Origin of the sequence: Streptomyces sp. NPDC088810 (genome assembly GCF_044750305.1) — a bacterium.
Taxonomy (GTDB): Bacteria; Actinomycetota; Actinomycetes; order Streptomycetales; family Streptomycetaceae; genus Streptomyces.
Window position 1 is genome coordinate 154428 of record NZ_JBIVJQ010000007.1, and the last position, 18818, is coordinate 173245.

An 18818-nucleotide genomic window follows, 5' to 3' on the forward strand; every position below is an offset into this window, starting at 1 on the left:
GTGACGGAAGGCACCACCTCCGCCGCTGCCGAGGGTGCAGACACCCTCACCCGCCTGGAGCAGGAGGGTGAGATCGCGGCGGACTACCTGGAGGGTCTGCTGGACATCGCCGACCTCGACGGCGACATCGACATGGACGTCGAGGCCGACCGGGCCTCCGTGTCGATCATCAGCGACACCGGCAGCCGCGATCTGCAGAAGCTGGTCGGCCGGGACGGCGAGGTGCTGGAGGCGCTGCAGGAGCTGACGCGCCTGGCGGTGCACCGGGAGACCGGCGACCGCAGCCGGCTGATGCTGGACATCGCGGGGTACCGGGCCAAGAAGCGCTCCGAGCTGTCCGAGCTGGGCGCCAAGGCCGCCGCCGAGGTGAAGAGCAGCGGCGAGCCCGTGAAGCTCAAGCCGATGACCCCGTTCGAGCGCAAGGTCGTGCACGACGCGGTCAAGGCCGCGGGACTGCGCAGCGAGTCCGAGGGCGAGGAGCCGCAGCGCTTCGTCGTCGTGCTGCCCGCCTGATCGGTCCTCTCGTTTCACCGGCCCCGTCTGTTGAGCAGGCGGGGCCGAATTTTGTCAGCCTGGTAGTTCTGGTGGCCGGCGCGTGAAGCGTCGGCGCTGTACGGAAGGACGGTCCCCGTGACGGAGGCAGCGGAGCTTCCCCCCGCGCCCGAGCAGGCGCGGGAAGTGTTTGGTGATCGCTTCGCCGATGCGGTCCGCTATGCGGAGCTGCTCGCCGAGGCGGGCGTGCAGCGGGGGCTGATCGGCCCACGGGAAGTGCCCCGCCTGTGGGAGCGGCACCTGCTGAACTGCGCGGTGCTCTCCGAGGCGGTCCCGGAGGGAGTGACGGTCTGCGACGTCGGTTCCGGTGCCGGGCTGCCGGGCATCCCGCTGGCCCTGGTCCGCGACGACCTGAACATCACCTTGCTGGAGCCCCTGCTGCGGCGCACCAACTTCCTGACCGAGGTCGTCGAACTGCTCGGCCTGGACCATGTCACCGTGGTGCGCGGCCGGGCCGAAGAGGTCCTGGGCAAGCTGCCGCCGGTCCATGTGGTGACCGCCCGGGCCGTGGCCCCGCTGGACCGTCTGGCCGCCTGGGGCATTCCGCTGCTGCGCCCGTACGGCGAGATGCTCGCGCTCAAGGGCGACACCGCAGAGGAGGAGCTGAAGGCCGCGGCCACCGCCCTCAGCAAGCTCGGTGCCGTGGAGACCTCCATCCTCCATGTGGGCGAGGGCGTGGTGGATCCGCTGTCCACGGTGGTGCGGGTCGAGGTCGGGGAGAGCCCGGGCGGTGTGCGCTTCGCCGCGAAGCGAGCCAAGGCGGCCCGCACCGGCCGCGCTCGCCGTCGTCGGTGATGCGAGTGACGGGCGGCGCTGATCCGTCCTGACGACGAGACGTACTCCACACAAGCTGCCAAACCTACGCAAGCCGGAGTGTCGCGAAGGTCCGGTCGCAGCGGCTGTGCATCGTGTTTCACGTGAAACGTCGCTCACTGCTGCACGGCATCATCAGTCGTGGCCGCGCTGCGGCCGAACCCCGCGACCGGAAGCCTCTCGGTGCCCTTCGAGAGGATCCCGTTTCCCCGGACACTCCGTCCCCCTCGAGGGGTACGGAGTTGTCCACAGAGGTGGATTTCTCCACAGAACGCCAGGCCTCACTGGTTCACGACCCCGAAGACATGGGAGGCTCTGTTCATTGCGAGCCTGAAGTCGAGGAGAGTGAATCCTTGCGGTCCGACGCCAACATCGCGGGACCGATGACCGATCCGGTCCCCGGTCCCCGTACCGAGTCGATGGGGGCGGATGTTTCACGTGAAACACCGCCCCCGATGGACGACACTCCCATCGGTCGTGCGGCCCAACTGGCGGTAGAGGCTCTCGGCCGCGCCGGCGAAGGCCTGCCACGACCGGAGCAGACCCGAATCATCGTGGTCGCCAACCAGAAGGGCGGCGTCGGCAAGACGACGACAACCGTCAACCTTGCCGCCTCGCTGGCTCTGCACGGTGGCCGCGTCCTGGTGATCGACCTCGACCCTCAGGGCAACGCGTCCACGGCCCTGGGAATCGACCACCACGCAGAAGTGCCCTCCATCTATGACGTTTTGGTGGAGAGCAAGCCTCTCGCCGAGGTCGTCCAGCCGGTCCCGGATGTCGAAGGCCTCTTCTGTGCCCCCGCCACCATCGATCTCGCCGGTGCGGAGATCGAGCTGGTGTCCCTGGTGGCCCGGGAGAGCCGGCTGCAGCGAGCCATCCAGGCGTACGAGCAGCCGTTGGACTACATCCTCATCGACTGCCCGCCCTCGCTCGGACTGTTGACGGTCAACGCGCTCGTCGCGGGCGCCGAGGTCCTCATCCCGATCCAGTGCGAGTACTACGCACTGGAGGGCCTCGGCCAACTCCTGCGCAACGTCGACCTGGTGCGGGGGCACCTCAACCCCACCCTGCATGTGTCGACCATCCTGCTCACCATGTACGACGGCCGGACGCGCCTTGCGTCGCAGGTCGCGGAAGAGGTGCGCACCCACTTCGGTGACGAGGTGCTGCGGACGAGCATTCCTCGCTCGGTCCGTATCTCCGAGGCGCCGAGTTACGGGCAGACGGTGCTCACTTACGATCCAGGATCGAGCGGCGCCCTCTCGTATCTTGAGGCGGCACGAGAAATCGCGCTGAAGGGCATCGGCCTCAGCTACGACGCAAGCCAGGCCCATATCGGCGCCCAGAAAGACCCGAGCATGGTGGAGGGGATCCAGTGAGCGAGCGACGGAGGGGTCTGGGCCGTGGTCTCGGCGCATTGATTCCCGCTGCCCCGACCGAGAAGGCCCCGGCCCCGGCGGCGATGGGAGGCGGAGCGTCCGCATCCCCCGCAGCCGTGCCGGTGCTGACGACCGACCGCGGAGTGGCCGCGGCAAAGGTGGCCACGCTGCCGCCGGTTGCACAGGAAGCCGAGGCGGCTCCCGCGAGCCCGGGCGCCGAGGTGCCTGCGCCTCCGATGGGGGCCCACTTCGCCGAGATCCCCCTCGACGCCATCACGCCGAACCCACGCCAGCCCCGTGAGATCTTCGACGAGGACGCGCTCCAGGAACTGGTCACCTCCATCAAGGAGGTCGGCCTTCTGCAGCCCGTCGTGGTGCGGCAGCTGGGGCCCGCCCGCTATGAGCTGATCATGGGCGAGCGCCGCTGGCGGGCCTGCCGCGAGGCCGGCCTGGAGGCTATCCCGGCCATCGTCCGGGCCACGGACGACGAGAAGCTCCTCCTGGACGCGCTGCTGGAGAACCTGCACCGCGCGCAGCTGAACCCGATCGAAGAGGCCGCTGCCTACGACCAGCTGCTGAAGGACTTCAACTGCACGCATGACCAGCTGGCCGACCGGATCGGGCGTTCCCGCCCGCAGGTCTCCAACACCCTGCGGCTGCTGAAGCTCTCCCCGACCGTACAGAAGCGAGTGGCCGCCGGCGTGCTCTCGGCTGGTCATGCCCGGGCGCTGCTGGCCGTCGAGGACTCGGAGGAGCAGGACCGGCTGGCCCACCGGATCGTCGCCGAGGGGCTGTCGGTGCGGTCCGTGGAAGAGATCGTGACCCTGATGGGTTCGCGGCCCCAGAAGGCCTCGCGCGCCCGGGGGCCCCGGGCCGGCTCCGTGCCCTCGCCGGCGTTGAGCGAGCTCGCCACGCGGCTCTCGGACCGCTTCGAGACGCGGGTGAAGGTCGAGCTGGGCCAGAAGAAGGGCAAGATCACCGTCGAGTTCGCCTCCGCGGACGACCTCGAAAGGATCCTCAGCACGCTCGCCCCGGGCGAGAAGCTGGCGCTCCAGAAGAGCCTCCACGAGAACGACGGCGAGGAGACGCACGACTGATCCTCGGGTGTTTCTGCCCGGTGGGGCAGGGGAGCGGGCCGTGTCCGGTGGTACCGGAACGCGGCCCGCTCTTTGCTTTGAGGCGGTATCGAGTGAATCCCATCGTGGATACGATGCGATCAGGTAAGGCACATCCACCGGACAGCATCTGCAGCGCTCTGACAGTCGCTCGCGATGCGGCGGGTGAAGGAAGCGAGGATCAGCCTTCATGGGGCGTCGGCTCGTGCCGCTTACGCTGGACAACCTTCAGGACGTTCCCCATCGTTGCCGCTCGTGCGTCTTCTGGGAGCTCGACCCCGTCAGCGGCGAAGCGGCAGTGAAGGCGGGCACGGCCGCACTGGAGAAGGAAGCCTGGATCTCCGCCGTCCTGCTGGACTGGGGGTCGTGCGGCCGGGTGGTGTACGTGGATGACGTACCGGCGGGATTCGTCCTCTACGCTCCGCCGGCCTACGTCCCACGCTCGACGGCCTTCCCCACGAGCCCGGTGTCGCCGGACGCCGTCCAGCTGATGACGGCCTTCGTCATGCCCGGCTATCAGGGGCAGGGGCTGGGCCGAGTGCTGGTGCAGGCGGTGGCCAAGGATCTGCTGCGCCGGGGCTTCAAGGCGATCGAGGCGTTCGGGGACGCCCGCTGGAAGGAGCCCGCCTGTCTGCTGCCCGCCGACCATCTCCTGGCCGTGGGCTTCAAGACGGTCCGGCAGCATCCCACGCATCCCCGGCTGCGGCTGGAGCTGCGGTCCACGCTCTCCTGGAAGGAAGACGTGGAGATGGCACTCGACCGGCTCCTGGGAGCGGTCCAGAAGGAGCCGGCGCTCAGGCCGCTGTAGTCCTGGGCAGCGGCCGCGCGCATGGCCGTTCAATGCGAATGGGCCAACCCGAGGGGGTTGGCCCATTCGTGTTTCACGTGAAACGTCACTCGGCGATGAACTCTTCGAGGTCGCGCAGGAGCGCGGCCCTGGGCTTGGCGCCGACGATGGTCTTGGCAACCTCGCCGCCCTGGTAGACGTTCAGGGTCGGGATGGACATGACGCCGTACTTGGCGGCCGTGCCCGGGTTCTCGTCGATGTTCAGCTTGACGATCTCGATCTTGTCGCCGTGCTCGGCGGCGATCGCCTCCAGGGACGGAGCGATCTGGCGGCACGGACCGCACCAGTCCGCCCAGAAGTCCACGAGGACAGGCTTGTCGTTCTTGAGGACTTCCTGATCGAAGGAGTCGTCGGTCACAATCTTCAGGTTGCCGGCCACAGTGGGCTCCTTACCTTGGTCGTGCGGTGGGGCGGGGAGAGGGGAAGGTCAGACTGCGGTCTTCTCGGGTTCCGCCTGCTCCTCGTCGGCGAGGGCGGCGAGGTAACGCTCGGCGTCCAGAGCGGCGGAGCAGCCGGTGCCGGCCGCGGTGATCGCCTGACGGTACGTGTGGTCGACCACGTCACCGGCGGCGAAGACACCGGCCACGTTGGTGCGGGTGGACGGGGCGGCGACCTTCAGGTAGCCCTCCTCGTCCAGGTCCAGCTGGCCCTTGAACAGCTCGGTGCGCGGGTCGTGGCCGATCGCGATGAACAGACCCGTCACGGGCAGCTCGGACAGCTCGCCGGTCTTCACGTTGCGCAGCTTCAGGCCGGAGAGCTTCTGGTCGCCCTGGATCTCGGCGACCTCGCTGTCCCAGACGAACTTGATCTTCGGGTCGCCGAAGGCGCGCTCCTGCATCGCCTTGGAGGCGCGCAGGGTGTCGCGGCGGTGGACGACCGTCACGGACTTGGCGAACCGCGACAGGAAGGTGGCCTCCTCCATCGCGGTGTCGCCACCACCGATCACGGCGATGTCGTGCTCCCTGAAGAAGAAGCCGTCACAGGTGGCGCACCAGGAGACACCACGGCCGGAGAGCGCGTCCTCGTTCGGCAGGCCCAGCTTGCGGTGCTGCGAGCCGGTGGTGACGATGACGGCCTTCGCCCGGTGGACGGTGCCCGCGGTGTCGGTGACGGTCTTGATCTCACCGGTCAGGTCGACGGAGACGATGTCGTCCGGAACCAGCTCGGCGCCGAAGCGTTCGGCCTGGGCACGCATGTTGTCCATGAGGTCGGGACCCATGATGCCGTCGCGGAAGCCCGGGAAGTTCTCCACCTCGGTGGTGTTCATCAGTGCACCACCCGCGGTGACGGCGCCTTCGAACACCAGGGGCTTCAGCGACGCGCGGGCGGTGTACAGCGCCGCCGTGTAGCCTGCGGGCCCGGAGCCGATGATGATCACGTTACGGACGTCGCTCACGGCTTGATTCCTCGTCTCTGGTCTGCATCAGTCGACCGGTGCGAGTCCCTTTCGGGACTCTCACCCCACCCAACGGATCCTACGGGGCGCGCATTCCCGGTGTGTCCGGGCACACGCGCGCCCGGGGACGGCCGAAGGTGTGTTCCAGCCGACTCAGGGACGCGAGACGGACTGCTTCAGCAGAACGGTGCCGGTCGAAGCCGTCTGCTGGTGTACGCAGGCTGCGTCGACCACGTACGCGGTGACCCGCTTGCTGTCCTGGGTGTCGGCCACGACGACGAGGTAGGCGGCCTTCCCCGCATACGTTCCCGTCTTGGCGCCCAGGACGTCAGCGCTCTGCCGGAGCGCCTGCCGGACGCAGTCGGGGACCGGAACCGTGGTCTGGATCAAGGTGTTCGGCCCCTCGGTCGAGCCGGGGGTGTCGGACCCGCCGTCGGAGTTCAGCCGGGGCCTCTCGCTGCCCCGCTGCAAACCCTTCTTGGTGATGAGGAGGGTCTTCACCTGGTGCTGCACGCTGTCACCCGAGAAGGTCTCGGCGGAGGCGGTCGGGGTGCCGTGGGCCGTCGTGTGATCGCCGTTGTCGCCGAGCGAGGTCAGGACGAGGCTTCCGGCACCCAGTACCGCGGCCGTGAGAACGGCACCCAGCACGAGCCGTCCGCGCCGCCTCCCTCGTTTGTCCTTGCGTCCCGGTCCGGTCGCCGCACGCGGACGCCCCGCGGGGCGGTCGGCGGGGAGGTCCGCAGGGTGATCGGCGGAGGTCGATGTTTCACGTGAAACACGGCCCGTGGTGTCTTCGTCGCCTGCGGTCAGCGGTGCCTCGGCGGCAAGGGCGGCGTCGATACGCGCCGACACATCGTCCGGCATCCGCTCCGGTGCAGGCACCGAGCCCAGCAGATCGCGGATCTCCTCCAGCTGGGCATACACGTCCGCGCACGCCTCGCATGCGTCCAGATGGCGCCGTACGTCCGTGCCGCGGTCCGGTGGCAGCACGCCTTCGGTGAGGTCGGAGATCTCGGCGACGTCCGGGTGCCCGGCCGTGTCTGTCGTGGAAGTCACGCTCGCCCACCTCCGCCCTTCGCTACGGCTGAATCGCTTGGTCCCGCGTCCTTGGGGCGCCCGCCCGGGGACCCCGTTGCCGGTGGGACGGATGGCCCCTGTCCCCGGTTCCGTCCCGGACGGGCTTCTTTCGCGCTCCCGGTACCGCCCGGTGCTGGGTCTGCGGTTCCTTCGGGGCGCAGGTGCGTCAGCAGGGGGAACAGTCTGGCTCTGCCCCGGGCGCATCGGCTCTTCACCGTTCCCGTCGGCACGTCCAGGATCCGCGCGGCCTCCGCCACGGGATAGCCCTGCATGTCCACAAGGATCAACGCGGCCCGCTGCTCCGGCGGAAGGGTGCCGAGCGCTTCGAGGAGCTGGCGGTGCACATCCTTCCGCTCGGCCGGCGCCGAGGCGGACTCGTGCGGCTCCAGCAGCTGCTCCAGCCGCTCGGTGTCGTCGACCGGGGCCGTCTTGCGCGAGGCCGCCTTGCGCGCCCGGTCCAGGCAGGCGTTCACCGTGATCCGGTGCAGCCAGGTCGTGACGGCCGACTGGCCCCGGAAGGTGTGGGCGGCCCGGTAGGCCGACACCAGGGCGTCCTGCACCGCGTCAGCGGCCTCCTCGCGGTCCCCCAGGGTCCGCAGGGCCACCGCCCAGAGCCGGTCCCGGTGCCGCCGCACGATCTCACCGAAGGCCTCGGGGTCGCCTTCCACGTGACGGGCGAGCAGGTCGCGGTCGCCCACTCCGTCGTATCCGGCGCCCTCCGCCATCTGCCCCCTCCGGTCCGGGTGAGACGTCAGCCCGTGAACTTCACTTCGCCGATGGCCTGCTTGAAGCCGGCACTGGCGTACAGAGTGGAGTCGTACCCCGAGTTCGGCACGGCCGTCAGCCAGACGAGGACGTACTGCGTCTCGACCGGCTTGGTGACCTTCACCGTGGCGTTGGTGCCCGTGGTCGTGACGCTGCCGATCTTCGTCATGGAGTCCAGCGACGCCGGCGTCAGCGAGTCCGCAGCGTACAGCTCGACCGTCGTGTGGTCACCGCCGTAGCGCAGGTCGAGGGTGGCGGTGCTGAGCTTCTTCGCCGAGCCGAGGTCGTACACGATGCCGACGCCCGGCTTGTACGGCGCGAACGTCGGTCCCTCGTTGTAGCTCTTGGTCTTCCAGTACGTCGACGTGTCGCCGTCGTAGGTCTTCGATTCGGCGCCGGAGTTCTGGGGGTCGCCCTTGGCGACGAACTCCTGGCCGTTCTGGACCTTTATCGGGGTCGGCTTCGGCTTCACGACGTTCTTGTCGCCGCCGTCCGTCGTCTGGGTCTTGTGGGTGTCGTCCGACTTCTCGCTCTGGTCCATCAAGGCGTCCGCCAGCTGCCAGCTGCCCAGGCCGAGGGCGGCGATCAACAGGGCCGACACCGCCCACTTCAGGGCCCTGCCGGTGCGGCTCTGGAGCGGGGGCGGCGGGGCCCCGATCGGCTGGGTGGCACCGGGGTGCGGCGCAGGGCGGCCGTAGGTGCCCTGCTGGTAGGTCGTGCGCTGGTACTCCGGCGGGGCCGTGAACGCCGGCTCGGGCGGGCGGATGCGCGGCATCTCGCCGATCGCCTTCACCAGCTCCTCCGGCGTGGTGCACGGCGCCTCGTGCCGGGACGCCGTGGCCCCGTCGTTGACGAGGGCGCGCATGGTCAGCTCGGACAGGCCGCGGTGCACACCGGCCCGCACCTGGTCCGGGGCGATGAGACCGATGTCCTTGGGCAGGCCGGACAGGCCGTAGGCGTCGCTCTCGTAGGGCCAGCGCTGGGTCAGCGCCGCGTACAGCAGGGCGCCGATCGCCTCGGTGTCGGCTCGCTGCGGGGTGTCGGAGCTGATGCCCCGCAGCGCCGCGTTCACCGCCAGGCCCCGGATGCGCCACTGGCCGGTGGAGGCGCGCAGTACGGCGTTCGGGTTCAGCCGCAGATGGGCGAGGCCTTCCCGGTGCGCGGCCGCCATGGCCGAGGCGACCTGACTGACCATCTGGTAGGCGTCGTGCGGCTCCAGCGGGCCGCCGGCGAGGAGCGTGGACAGCTCGGTGGCGTCGGGCAGCCACTCGTGGACGACGTAGACGAGATCGTTCTCCTCGACGGCGTCGAGGACCTGGACGAAGCGTGGATCACCGAGCAGGGCGGAGGAACGGGCGGCGGCGAGGACGGAACGGGCCCGGGCGTGGTCCGCGGGCAGTACATGCACGCCGACGGCACGACGGAGTTTCTCGTCGACCGCACGCCAGCTGCTGAATCCGTCCAGACGGGTGACGCACTCCTCCAGCCGGTAGCGTCTGGCGAGCTTGTGACCGCTGTGCAGCTCGGGAGGCGACGCCTTCCGTCCGGGACCCTCGGTTCCGCCGCTCCCTTGTGCCTCGTCACTGTCCGTGTCCCGCTCCGGGTTCTTGGCCACCCCGTCGGCCGTGGACTGGTCCGTCTCCGCGGTCAGCGGTTGCTCACCGCTGTTGTCTGCCACGTCGACGGCAGCCGTGCTCCGTTCCGCCACCGTCGTCCCTGCCTCCCCATCCGTTGCACGCTGTCCGACGCCGAAACCAATTGTGCCCACAGTCCGCCGCTATGCACGACACGCGGCGGCGGACGATGGTTGTGCGGCTACCCCCGCCTCAACGACCCAGGCGCCCGCGCACCATGCCGACGAGCGAGTTGAGTTCCTCGATGCGCATCCGGCGCGCGGCGACGAAGAAGACGCCGAAGAGGATCACACCGCCGACGAGCAGCGCGGCGAACGAGCCGATCACGCCCTGGCCGAGGGTGTTCCCGATGCCGTAGCAGGCCGCGCCGCTCAGCAGGGCCGCCGGCACCGAGGCGATCCCCAGCCGTGCGTACGTCCGCAGCACCCGGGACCCGTCCAGGTCCCCGCCGAGCCGCGTACGCAGCCGGCGCCAGGCGACACCCACGCCGATGGCGTAGGCGAGACCGTAGGCGGCGGCCATTCCGACGACCGCCCAGCGCGCCGGCAGCAGGAAGTAGCACAGTGCCGCGGCACCCGCGTTGACCGCGGCCACGATGACCGTGTTGTAGAACGGCGTGCGCGTGTCCTCGTAGGCGTAGAAGGCACGCAGCACGACGTACTGCACGGAGTACGGGATCAGACCGAGGGCGAAGGCCATCAGCATGTAGCCCATGTTGGTGGCCGAGCCGGTGCCGGCGGAGCCGAAGACCAGGGTGCACATCGGGATGCCGAGCGAGATGAACCCGAAGGCGATGGGCACGATGGCGACCGCGGTGGTGCGCAGGCCCTGGGAGATGTCGTCACGGACGGCACCCGAGTCCCCCTCCGCGGCCGAGCGGGAGATTCGCGGCAGCAGGGCGGCCATCAGGGACACGGTGATGATGGCCTGCGGCAGACCCCAGATCAGCTGGGCGTTGGCGTAGGCGGCGAAGCTGGTGCCCGCGACGCCGGAGTCCTTGCCCGCGGCGATGGACAGCTGGGTCACCACCAGGGCGCCCGCCTGGTTGGCGAGGACGAACAGCACCGTCCACTTGGCGAGCATCGCGGCCTTGCCCAGACCGTGGCCCCGCCAGTCGAAGCGCAGCCTGATCCGGAAGCCGGTCTCGCGCAGGTAGGGGATCATCGCCAGGGCCTGGACGACCAGGCCGAGCAGCACACCGACACCGAGCAGGCGCTGGCCCTCCGGCGGGATGCTCTCGACCGCCATGTGCGAGTTCGAGGCGGTGCCGTAGACCCAGATGAACATGCCGAGCGTCACGATGATGACGATGTTGTTCAGGACCGGGGTCCACATCATCGCGCCGAACTTGCCACGCGCGTTCAGGATCTGACCCATCACCACGTGGACGCCCATGAAGAAGATCGAGGGCAGGAAGTAGCGGGTGAAGGTGACCGCGACCTCGTTCGCAGCCGGGTTGTTGGCCACCGGGTTGGCCAGCGCCCGCACCAGCAGGGGCGCGCCGAGCATCGCGAGCCCGGTCAGCGCGGCCAGGGCCACCATCACGAGGGTCAGCAGCCGGTTGGCGAAGGCCTCGCCGCCGTCCTTGTCCTCCTTCATGGAGCGCACCAGCTGCGGCACGAACACGGAGTTCAGGCCGCCGCCGACGGTGAGGATGTAGATCATGGTCGGCAGCTGGTAGGCCACCTGGAAGGAGTCGGCGAGGAAGCCCAGGCCCAGCGCGGCGGCGATCAGCGCGGAGCGGACGAAGCCGGTGAGACGGGAGACCATCGTGCCCGCCGCCATGACCGCGCTGGACTTCAGCAGCCCGGCGGCCCGCCCGCCCTTCTTGGCGGGAACGGCCGCGGCCGCGGAGGCCGCCGGCTCGCCGGCCACGGCCGGACCGGCTGTATCCGGAGCGACGGCCGGGGCGGGCACTGACGACTGCGCCGGATATCCGGCCCCGGCGTACGGGTGGCCCTCCTGCGGACTCCGACCGTGCGGCTGCGGGTACTGGCCGGGGCCGAGCCCACCGCCCGGAGCGGCGGCCGGTCCCGGGACGGCCGGGGGATCGGTCGGCGTGTGCCCGCCGCCCTGTTGCTGGTCCTTGAAGAGATGCGCGAAGGCGTCCGGCTCGTGGTACTCCTCGCCGGAGTGCGTGACCAGGTCGTCCACGCCGACGAACTGGGTCGTGCGCGGGTCTTCGCCGTAGGGGAGGTACTGGGTGGCGCCCCCCGGCTCCGGCGCCGGGGTCTGCGCCCACACGCTCGGGTCGGGGGCGTAGGGCGACTGGGCGGGCGGGGCGTACGGCTGCTGCTGGTCGTACGGGTCCGGGGGAGGCGGCGGGTGCGCGGCGCGGTCGTACAGCGCCTCGGCGACCGGGTCCTGGGCGGACAGGTCGTGCGCCCGGTAGGGGTCCTGCTCGTAGGCGTCCTGGAGGTACATGTCCGCCGCGTGCTGCGGCGGCACCTGGCCGGGCTCGGGCGGCGGCTCGGGGTAGCCCGAGCCGGCCGCGCCCTGACCGCGGTCACCGTCGTACGGCGCGTTCATGCTTACCCCACCTCATCGTCCCGGGCCCACCGGCCACGACATCGCTCAACGGTCCACTCTCTCACCCGTCCCGGACGGGTCGGCGCTTTCCGGTGCGGTGTCCGGCGCAGGGTCACTCGGCTGCTCCGGGTCGTCCGCCCCGGAGGCGGAGCCGGACTCTCCGGTGAGACGGTCCCCAGGCGCCCCCGGGTTCCCGGGCTCGTCCGCGCCCTCCCCCGCCGTGCCGGGGCCGTCCTCCTCGGTCTGCCGGGCGGCGGCGCGCTTGCGCTGGGTGTACATCCGGAAACCGGCGAGCACCAGGAGCAGGACGCCGCCGCCGATGACCAGCATCACGGTGGGCGTGACCTCGGTGACCTTCACGTCGAAGCTGACGGCGTCGCCGTAGGGCTGGCCGTCCTCGGTGAACAGCTGCGCGAGGACCGTCACCCGGCCGTTGGCGTTGGCCGAGGTGGTGAACTTCACCGACTGGCTGTGCCCGCCGGAGATCTCCACGGGCTGCTCGTAGTAGGCCTTGCCACCGATCTTCAGACGGGTCGGCTGGGTCGAGGTGAGGCGCAGCACCAGGTGGCCGACGGGCTGGACGAGGTTGTTCTGGACGGTCACCGGGATGGTGGCGCTGCGGCCCGAGAGCTTGGTCTCCGACTTGTCGATCAGCTTGACCTGGTCCGCCAGGTCGTCGACCCAGGCCTCCACGCCGTCGCGGTAGCTGTCCGCCGCATCGGCCCGGCCGCGCCAGGACGTGGACATCTCGCGGTTTATGGCCCGGCCGAACGGCGTGACCACGCGCGACTGGTTGGAGAGGACCACCCGGAACCTGTCGAGCTTGTCCTGGGTGCGGGCGATCTGCTCGAAGGCCGTCCTCTGCAGCTGCTGCCGGCGCAGCGAGGAGGGATAGGCGGACCTCGACGGGATGCGCGTGGTGGCGCCCGGGTCGGGCTTGTCCTTGGCCGCGGCGGTGAGGTTCTGGGACTGGGACCAGGTGCCGCCCTGGAGCGCCTTCAGCGCCGCCGCCATCGCCTGTGCCTGGCTCGCCGTGGGCATCCGCTGCGGAGCGACGACGATGCTGCGCTGCTTGTCCGTCTGCGTGTTCAGCTCCAGGCTCTGGGCCAGGAACCGCTGGACGGCGAGGGTGCCCGAGCCCGCCTTCGTCAGGTCGTCCTCGAACGCCGTGGACAGCCGGGCGTCGGCGACCACCGCCGTGGTGCCGCCGCCGACCGGGCGGGCGGCGGACGGCGTGTACGGCAGTCCGGCGGTCTCCTGGAGGCTGTCGCTGCGGGCGATCACCCGGTCTGCGCCGGCGGAGGTCGCGACCTTCATGATCGACGGGTCCACGGCGCCGTCCGCCGGCCAGGCGAAGTCGGTGCTCGGCGTGACATGGAGCACCGTCTTGACGGTGATCGCGGCGACGTCGCTGGCGTCCTTGAGGTGGCTGAGGGAGCCGGTGACGCTCGTGCCGCTGTGCGCCAGGGAGGCCAGGTCCGGGTCGCCGAACGGCAGCGCGACGACCTCCTTGCCGGCCACCGCCTTCTGCAGACCGGCCAGCCACTGCTTGGCGACCGTCTGGTTCTCCCGTGAGCCGGGCGTGCTGGTGCCGTCGGGGCCCTGGAGCCGGTAGTTGCCGACGGCCATGGCGTCGACCGAGGCCAGCAGGTCCGGGTCGATCACCCAGGTGACGTCCAGGTCCTTGCCCAGCTCCACCATCCGGGCCAGCCGCCCGCCCGGTGCCAGGTCCTTGGCCAGGTCGTCGTCGAGGAACTCCGGCGTCTGCAGTTCGCCCGCGCCCGTCTTGGCGGTCATGTGGACCGTGGAGATCAGCGGCCACAGGAACGTCGTCTTGGTCTTGGTGTCGGCGTCGGACGGCTGCCACGGCAGGAAGGTCCGCTGGATGCCGAGCACCTGGTCCCAGGGCTGGGCGGAGGTCTGGCCGGAGAGGGCGACCCCGAACTCGTAGACCCCCTCCTCGTCGAGGTCGAGCTTGTCCACGGGGACGGAGATGGTGAAGTGCTCGGCGACGCCCGGGGCCAGCTTGTCGAAGTTCTCCTCGTACTTGTCACCGACGTCGGTGCCGGTGCTGCCCTGTGTCTCGTCGGAGTGCCGGGCGACGGAGTCGATGGCCGAGCGGGTGGTCAGCGGGGGGCCCACCCGCAGCCCCACATGGGCGTCGGTGACGGTCTGCTTGCCGTTGTTGGTCACTGTGCCGGACACGGTCAGCGTGTCGCCGTCCGTGGGGGCACTGGGGCTGAGCGAGTCCAGGGAGACGGACACCGTGTCGGAGGAGGCGGCCTGCGCGGGCCCGGCCGCGGGCAGCTGGAGCAGGCCGGCCAGCAGTGGTGCTCCGGAGAGCAGTGCTCCGGCGCGCCGCAGCCACCGGCGGGCAGGTGAGGCACTGGTCCTCTGGAAGTCAGCCGCCTCGGCCACGCGCTCGCCCGTCCCTCGTCGTCGTCAGTGGTCGTCGGAATGTGCGTCCACGCATGGTAACGATGCGCGCTGAACGGAAGTGCCGCGGTCTCCGGCACAAGATCGAAGAACAGGCCGCGGCCCGTCCTCTATATCCAGTATCGAGGGGAGAGCGGCCGTACGCCGCAAGAGCAGTGCTTGCAGCGGGTATGCCGGGAGCTGTCCGCACCGCCGTAATGGAGGCGCCCCTGGTCGCGCGGGGCACGTACCCTCTTCTGTTGTGCCGAACCCCAACGAAGACACTCCCTCCGCCCTGAGCCAGGCGCAGCAGCGCGCGGTCGCCGAGCTGCTGCGGGTGGCGCCCGTCGCCGACGATCTCGCCCGCCGATTCCAGCAGGCCGGCTTCTCGCTCGCTCTCGTCGGCGGATCGGTCCGCGACGCGCTGCTCGGCCGTCTCGGCAACGACCTGGACTTCACGACCGACGCCCGCCCCGAGGACGTACTGAAGATCGTCCGACCATGGGCGGACGCCGTCTGGGAGGTCGGAATCGCCTTCGGCACGGTCGGCGCGCACAAGGGTGGCTACCAGATCGAGATCACCACCTACCGGTCGGAGGCGTACGACCGCACCTCCCGCAAGCCGGAGGTGTCCTACGGCGACTCGATCGAGGAGGACCTGGTCCGCCGTGACTTCACGGTCAACGCGATGGCCGTGGCACTGCCGGAGAAGGAGTTCATCGACCCGCATGGTGGCCTGGAGGACCTCGCGGCACGTGTGCTGCGCACGCCGGGCACGCCAGAGGCGTCCTTCTCGGACGATCCCCTGCGCATGATGCGGGCCGCCCGGTTCGCCGCCCAGCTGGACTTCACGGTGGCCCCCGAAGTCGTCACCGCCATGACCGAGATGGCCGGGCGCCTCGACATCGTCTCGGCGGAGCGGGTCCGGGACGAGCTGAACAAGCTCATTCTCTCCGCGCACCCGCGCAAGGGCCTGACGCTGCTCGTCGACACCGGGCTCGCCGTGCACGTGCTGCCCGAGCTGCCGGCGCTGCGCCTGGAGAGCGACGAGCACCACCGGCACAAGGACGTCTACGAGCACACGCTGATCGTCCTGGAGCAGGCGATCGAGCTGGAGCAGGACGGCCCGGACCTCACGCTCCGCCTGGCCGCGCTGCTGCACGACATCGGCAAGCCGCGCACCCGACGGTTCGAGAAGGACGGCCGGGTCTCCTTCCACCACCACGAGGTGGTCGGCGCCAAGATGACCAAGAAGCGCATGACCGCGCTGAAGTACTCCAACGAGCTGGTGAAGGACGTCTCCCGGCTGGTCGAACTCCATCTGCGCTTCCACGGCTACGGCACCGGGGAGTGGACGGACTCTGCGGTCCGCCGGTACGTGCGTGACGCAGGCCCGCTGCTGGACCGCCTGCACAAGCTGACCCGTTCCGACTGCACCACGCGCAACAAGCGGAAGGCGGCGGCGCTGTCCCGGGCCTACGACGGTCTGGAGGAGCGCATCGCCCAGCTCCAGGAGCAGGAGGAGCTGGACGCGATCCGCCCCGACCTGGACGGCAACCAGATCATGGAGATCCTCGGCATCGGTCCCGGTCCGGCCGTCGGCAAGGCGTACAAGCACATGCTGGAGCTGCGCCTGGAGAACGGGCCGATGGAACACGACGCCGCGGTCACGGCTCTCAAGGAGTGGTGGGCCGCACAGGGCTGAGTGGGCGCCGAACGGGTGTTTCACGTGAAACACACGTCCGGGGCGGCGGCACCGAGGGGCGATGTTTCACGTGAAACATCGCCCCTCGCCCCGTCTTACCGGTGCTGGACGTCCTGCCGTCGCTGGAAGCGAGCCAGGCCGGCGGCGATCACGCCGTAGATGACGGCGACGAGCATCACGAGCACCCTCGAGCGGCCGTCCGGCGGGAGCATCAGCGCTGCCACTCCGGCCGCGCCGACGAATGCGACATTGAAGAGCACGTCGTACACGGAGAAGATCCGGCCGCGGAAGACGTCCTCCACGCCGGCCTGGACGATCGTGTCCGTGGCGATCTTGGCGCCCTGGGTGATCAGGCCCAGAACGAACGCTGCGACCATGAGCGGCCCGGTGGCGAACGGAAGACCCAGGGCAGGTTCCAGCACCATGGCCGTCCCTGAGCACACCGTGATCCACAGGCCGGGACCGAGCCGGCCCGCCGCCCAGGGCGTCACCACCGCCGCCGCGAAGAATCCCGCGCCGGACAGCGCCAGCGCCACTCCGAGCAGCCGCAGTCCTTCCCCGGGCGTGTCGGCGAGGGCGTAGCGGCAGAGCATGAGCAACAGGACGAGGAGTGCGCCGTAGCAGAAGCGCATCAGCGTCATCGCGGCCAGGGCCGAGGCCGCCTCCCTGCGCTGGGGCGCGGCCAGATGCCGGACGGCACCGAGCAGCTCACCTGCCGTCTCGGCGAGCACCGTGGCCAGACGCGGACGGGCCGGGTGCCGGTCGGGGCCGAGGAGGCCGGGCGCCAGACTCAGGGACGCGAGGCTCGCGCACCCGTACAGGAAGGCGCCCGACAGGACTACGGCCGCGTCGGATCCGGAGGCCACGATCCGTACGCCGAAGGCCAGGCCCCCGCCGGCGGTCGCGGCGAGGGTGCCGGCGGTCGGGGAGAGCGCGTTGGCCAGCACCAGACGCTCGGCGTCGACGACCCGGGGCAGGGCGGCCGACAACCCGGCGAGGACGAAGCGGTTGACGGCGGTGACGCACAGCGCGGAGGCGTAGAACAGCCAGCCGGGGGCGTTGCCGATCACCAGGGCGGCGGTGGCCGCGGCCAGCAGGGCGCGCAGCAGATTTCCGTACACGAAGACCTGCCGGCGGCGCCAGCGGTCCAGCAGGACCCCGGCGAAGGGGCCGACCAGGGAGTAAGGGAGCAGCAGGACCGCCATCGCCGAGGCGATCGCGGTGGCCGAGGTCTGCTTCTCCGGGGAGAAGACGACGTACGCGGCGAGTGCGACCTGGTACACGCCGTCGGCCCCCTGGGACAGCAGGCGGACGGACAGCAGGCGCCGGAAGTTCCCCAGGCGCAGCAGGACGCGCAGGTCACGGACGACGGGCATGGATCACACCCTCACACATGCGGAAGGTCCCCGGGTCGCGGAACCCGGGGACCTTCACAGCCCTGGCAGGAGCGTTCTCGTGCGAGCGGCGGCGCCGAGCGCCTTAGCGCTCGACCTCACCGCGGATGAACTTCTCGACGTTCTCGCGGGCCTCGTCGTCGAAGTACTGGACCGGCGGGGACTTCATGAAGTACGAGGACGCCGACAGGATCGGGCCGCCGATGCCGCGGTCCTTGGCGATCTTCGCGGCGCGCAGGGCGTCGATGATGACACCCGCGGAGTTCGGGGAGTCCCAGACCTCGAGCTTGTACTCCAGGTTCAGCGGGACGTCACCGAAGGCGCGGCCCTCGAGGCGGACGTACGCCCACTTGCGGTCGTCCAGCCAGGCCACGTAGTCGGACGGGCCGATGTGGACGTTCTTCTCGCCGAGGTCCCGGTCGGGGATCTGGGAGGTGACGGCCTGCGTCTTGGAGATCTTCTTGGACTCCAGGCGCTCGCGCTCGAGCATGTTCTTGAAGTCCATGTTGCCGCCGACGTTCAGCTGCATCGTGCGGTCCAGGATGACACCGCGGTCCTCGAACAGCTTTGCCATGACGCGGTGCGTGATGGTGGCGCCGACCTGGGACTTGATGTCGTCACCGACGATCGGCACACCGGCCTCGGTGAACTTGTCCGCCCACTCCTTGGTGCCGGCGATGAAGACCGGGAGAGCGTTGACGAAGGCGACCTTGGCGTCGATGGCGCACTGGGCGTAGAACTTCGCCGCGGCCTCGGAGCCGACGGGCAGGTAGCAGACCAGAACGTCGACCTGCTTGTCCTTGAGGACCTGGACGACGTCGACCGGCTCCTCGGCGGACTCCTCGATGGTGGCGCGGTAGTACTTGCCGAGGCCGTCGAGGGTGTGGCCGCGCTGGACGGTGACACCGGTGCTGGGCACGTCGCAGATCTTGATGGTGTTGTTCTCGGAGGCGCCGATGGCGTCGGCGAGGTCGAGACCGACCTTCTTGGCGTCGACGTCGAACGCGGCGACGAACTCGACGTCGCGCACGTGGTAGTCACCGAACTGCACGTGCATCAGGCCGGGGACCTTGGACGCCGGGTCGGCGTCCTTGTAGTACTCGACTCCCTGCACCAGCGACGCGGCGCAGTTGCCCACGCCGACGATGGCTACGCGAACCGAACCCATTCCGGTTGCTCCCTGTGTGTACGAGTGAG

General features: G+C 70.0%; 15 protein-coding genes. 6 read left to right on the plus strand and 9 right to left on the minus strand.

Features of this window, described 5'->3' with window-relative positions; translation table 11 throughout:
- The 5 genes from ACIP4Y_RS23015 to ACIP4Y_RS23035 all read left to right on the plus strand — a co-directional run bounded on the left by ACIP4Y_RS23015 (nt 1) and on the right by ACIP4Y_RS23035 (nt 4667).
- On the plus strand, nt 1-513 hold the full coding sequence (locus ACIP4Y_RS23015) for a R3H domain-containing nucleic acid-binding protein (protein WP_208875608.1): 513 nt from the start codon (nt 1-3) through the stop codon (nt 511-513).
- Between the two features lie 117 nt (nt 514-630).
- Nucleotides 631-1347 carry a 16S rRNA (guanine(527)-N(7))-methyltransferase RsmG gene (gene rsmG / locus ACIP4Y_RS23020; RefSeq protein WP_059250036.1) on the plus strand — a complete coding sequence of 239 codons (717 nt, stop codon included), beginning with the start codon at nt 631-633 and terminating at the stop codon, nt 1345-1347.
- A 323-nt stretch (nt 1348-1670) separates the two neighbouring features.
- Nucleotides 1671-2744: a ParA family protein gene (locus ACIP4Y_RS23025; protein ID WP_358636047.1), complete on the plus strand. Its 1074-nt coding sequence runs from the start codon at nt 1671-1673 to the stop codon at nt 2742-2744.
- The gene (locus ACIP4Y_RS23030; protein ID WP_358635777.1) at nt 2741-3841 is read left to right on the plus strand and encodes a ParB/RepB/Spo0J family partition protein; all 1101 of its coding nucleotides are present in this window, start codon (nt 2741-2743) and stop codon (nt 3839-3841) included. Before ACIP4Y_RS23025 ends, ACIP4Y_RS23030 begins: the two co-directional genes overlap by 4 nt.
- A gap of 208 nt (nt 3842-4049) precedes the next feature.
- Nucleotides 4050-4667 (plus strand): GNAT family N-acetyltransferase, encoded by a 618-nt coding sequence (locus ACIP4Y_RS23035; protein WP_208033194.1) that lies wholly within the window; start codon nt 4050-4052, stop codon nt 4665-4667.
- Nucleotides 4668-4752: 85 nt separating this feature from the next.
- Here ACIP4Y_RS23035 and trxA read toward each other — a convergent pair whose 3' ends face one another.
- From trxA to ACIP4Y_RS23070, 7 genes are all read right to left on the minus strand, one after another.
- Nucleotides 4753-5085 carry a thioredoxin gene (gene trxA / locus ACIP4Y_RS23040; RefSeq protein WP_401396478.1) on the minus strand — a complete coding sequence of 111 codons (333 nt, stop codon included), beginning with the start codon at nt 5083-5085 and terminating at the stop codon, nt 4753-4755.
- A gap of 48 nt (nt 5086-5133) precedes the next feature.
- Nucleotides 5134-6102 (minus strand): thioredoxin-disulfide reductase, encoded by a 969-nt coding sequence (gene trxB, locus ACIP4Y_RS23045; RefSeq protein ID WP_358635771.1) that lies wholly within the window; start codon nt 6100-6102, stop codon nt 5134-5136.
- A gap of 153 nt (nt 6103-6255) precedes the next feature.
- Complete coding sequence (locus ACIP4Y_RS23050) at nt 6256-7158, minus strand: anti-sigma factor family protein (protein ID WP_401396482.1); 903 nt, start codon at nt 7156-7158, stop codon at nt 6256-6258.
- The gene (gene sigM / locus ACIP4Y_RS23055) at nt 7155-7904 is read right to left on the minus strand and encodes an RNA polymerase sigma factor SigM (RefSeq protein WP_401396485.1); all 750 of its coding nucleotides are present in this window, start codon (nt 7902-7904) and stop codon (nt 7155-7157) included. Before sigM ends, ACIP4Y_RS23050 begins: the two co-directional genes overlap by 4 nt.
- A gap of 26 nt (nt 7905-7930) precedes the next feature.
- On the minus strand, nt 7931-9652 hold the full coding sequence (locus tag ACIP4Y_RS23060; RefSeq protein WP_401396487.1) for a protein kinase family protein: 1722 nt from the start codon (nt 9650-9652) through the stop codon (nt 7931-7933).
- 118 nt (nt 9653-9770) lie between these two features.
- Entirely contained in the window at nt 9771-12107 is a 2337-nt protein-coding gene (gene murJ, locus ACIP4Y_RS23065) for a murein biosynthesis integral membrane protein MurJ (RefSeq protein WP_401396490.1), read from the minus strand.
- A 45-nt stretch (nt 12108-12152) separates the two neighbouring features.
- The gene (locus ACIP4Y_RS23070) at nt 12153-14525 is read right to left on the minus strand and encodes a DUF6049 family protein (RefSeq protein ID WP_401396492.1); all 2373 of its coding nucleotides are present in this window, start codon (nt 14523-14525) and stop codon (nt 12153-12155) included.
- 259 nt (nt 14526-14784) lie between these two features.
- Between ACIP4Y_RS23070 and ACIP4Y_RS23075 the strand changes: the two genes are divergently transcribed.
- Nucleotides 14785-16227 (plus strand): CCA tRNA nucleotidyltransferase, encoded by a 1443-nt coding sequence (locus ACIP4Y_RS23075; RefSeq protein ID WP_401396495.1) that lies wholly within the window; start codon nt 14785-14787, stop codon nt 16225-16227.
- A gap of 95 nt (nt 16228-16322) precedes the next feature.
- Here ACIP4Y_RS23075 and ACIP4Y_RS23080 read toward each other — a convergent pair whose 3' ends face one another.
- Together ACIP4Y_RS23080 and ACIP4Y_RS23085 are read right to left on the minus strand one after the other, a co-directional pair.
- Nucleotides 16323-17603: an MFS transporter gene (locus tag ACIP4Y_RS23080; protein WP_401396498.1), complete on the minus strand. Its 1281-nt coding sequence runs from the start codon at nt 17601-17603 to the stop codon at nt 16323-16325.
- 103 nt (nt 17604-17706) lie between these two features.
- Nucleotides 17707-18789: an inositol-3-phosphate synthase gene (locus tag ACIP4Y_RS23085; RefSeq protein WP_401396501.1), complete on the minus strand. Its 1083-nt coding sequence runs from the start codon at nt 18787-18789 to the stop codon at nt 17707-17709.
- Nucleotides 18790-18818 lie beyond the last annotated feature (29 nt).

What these genes read in the sequence shown, in the direction of transcription:
- ACIP4Y_RS23025 (WP_358636047.1), top strand. Translation starts at nt 1,671, where the DNA reads ATGGGAGGCTCTGTTCATTGCGAGCCTGAAGTCGAGGAGAGTGAATCC.
- sigM (WP_401396485.1), bottom strand. Translation starts at nt 7,904, where the DNA reads ATGGCGGAGGGCGCCGGATACGACGGAGTGGGCGACCGCGACCTGCTC.
- ACIP4Y_RS23085 (WP_401396501.1), bottom strand. Translation starts at nt 18,789, where the DNA reads ATGGGTTCGGTTCGCGTAGCCATCGTCGGCGTGGGCAACTGCGCCGCG.
- murJ (WP_401396490.1), bottom strand. Translation starts at nt 12,107, where the DNA reads ATGAACGCGCCGTACGACGGTGACCGCGGTCAGGGCGCGGCCGGCTCG.
- ACIP4Y_RS23035 (WP_208033194.1), top strand. Translation starts at nt 4,050, where the DNA reads ATGGGGCGTCGGCTCGTGCCGCTTACGCTGGACAACCTTCAGGACGTT.
- ACIP4Y_RS23080 (WP_401396498.1), bottom strand. Translation starts at nt 17,603, where the DNA reads ATGCCCGTCGTCCGTGACCTGCGCGTCCTGCTGCGCCTGGGGAACTTC.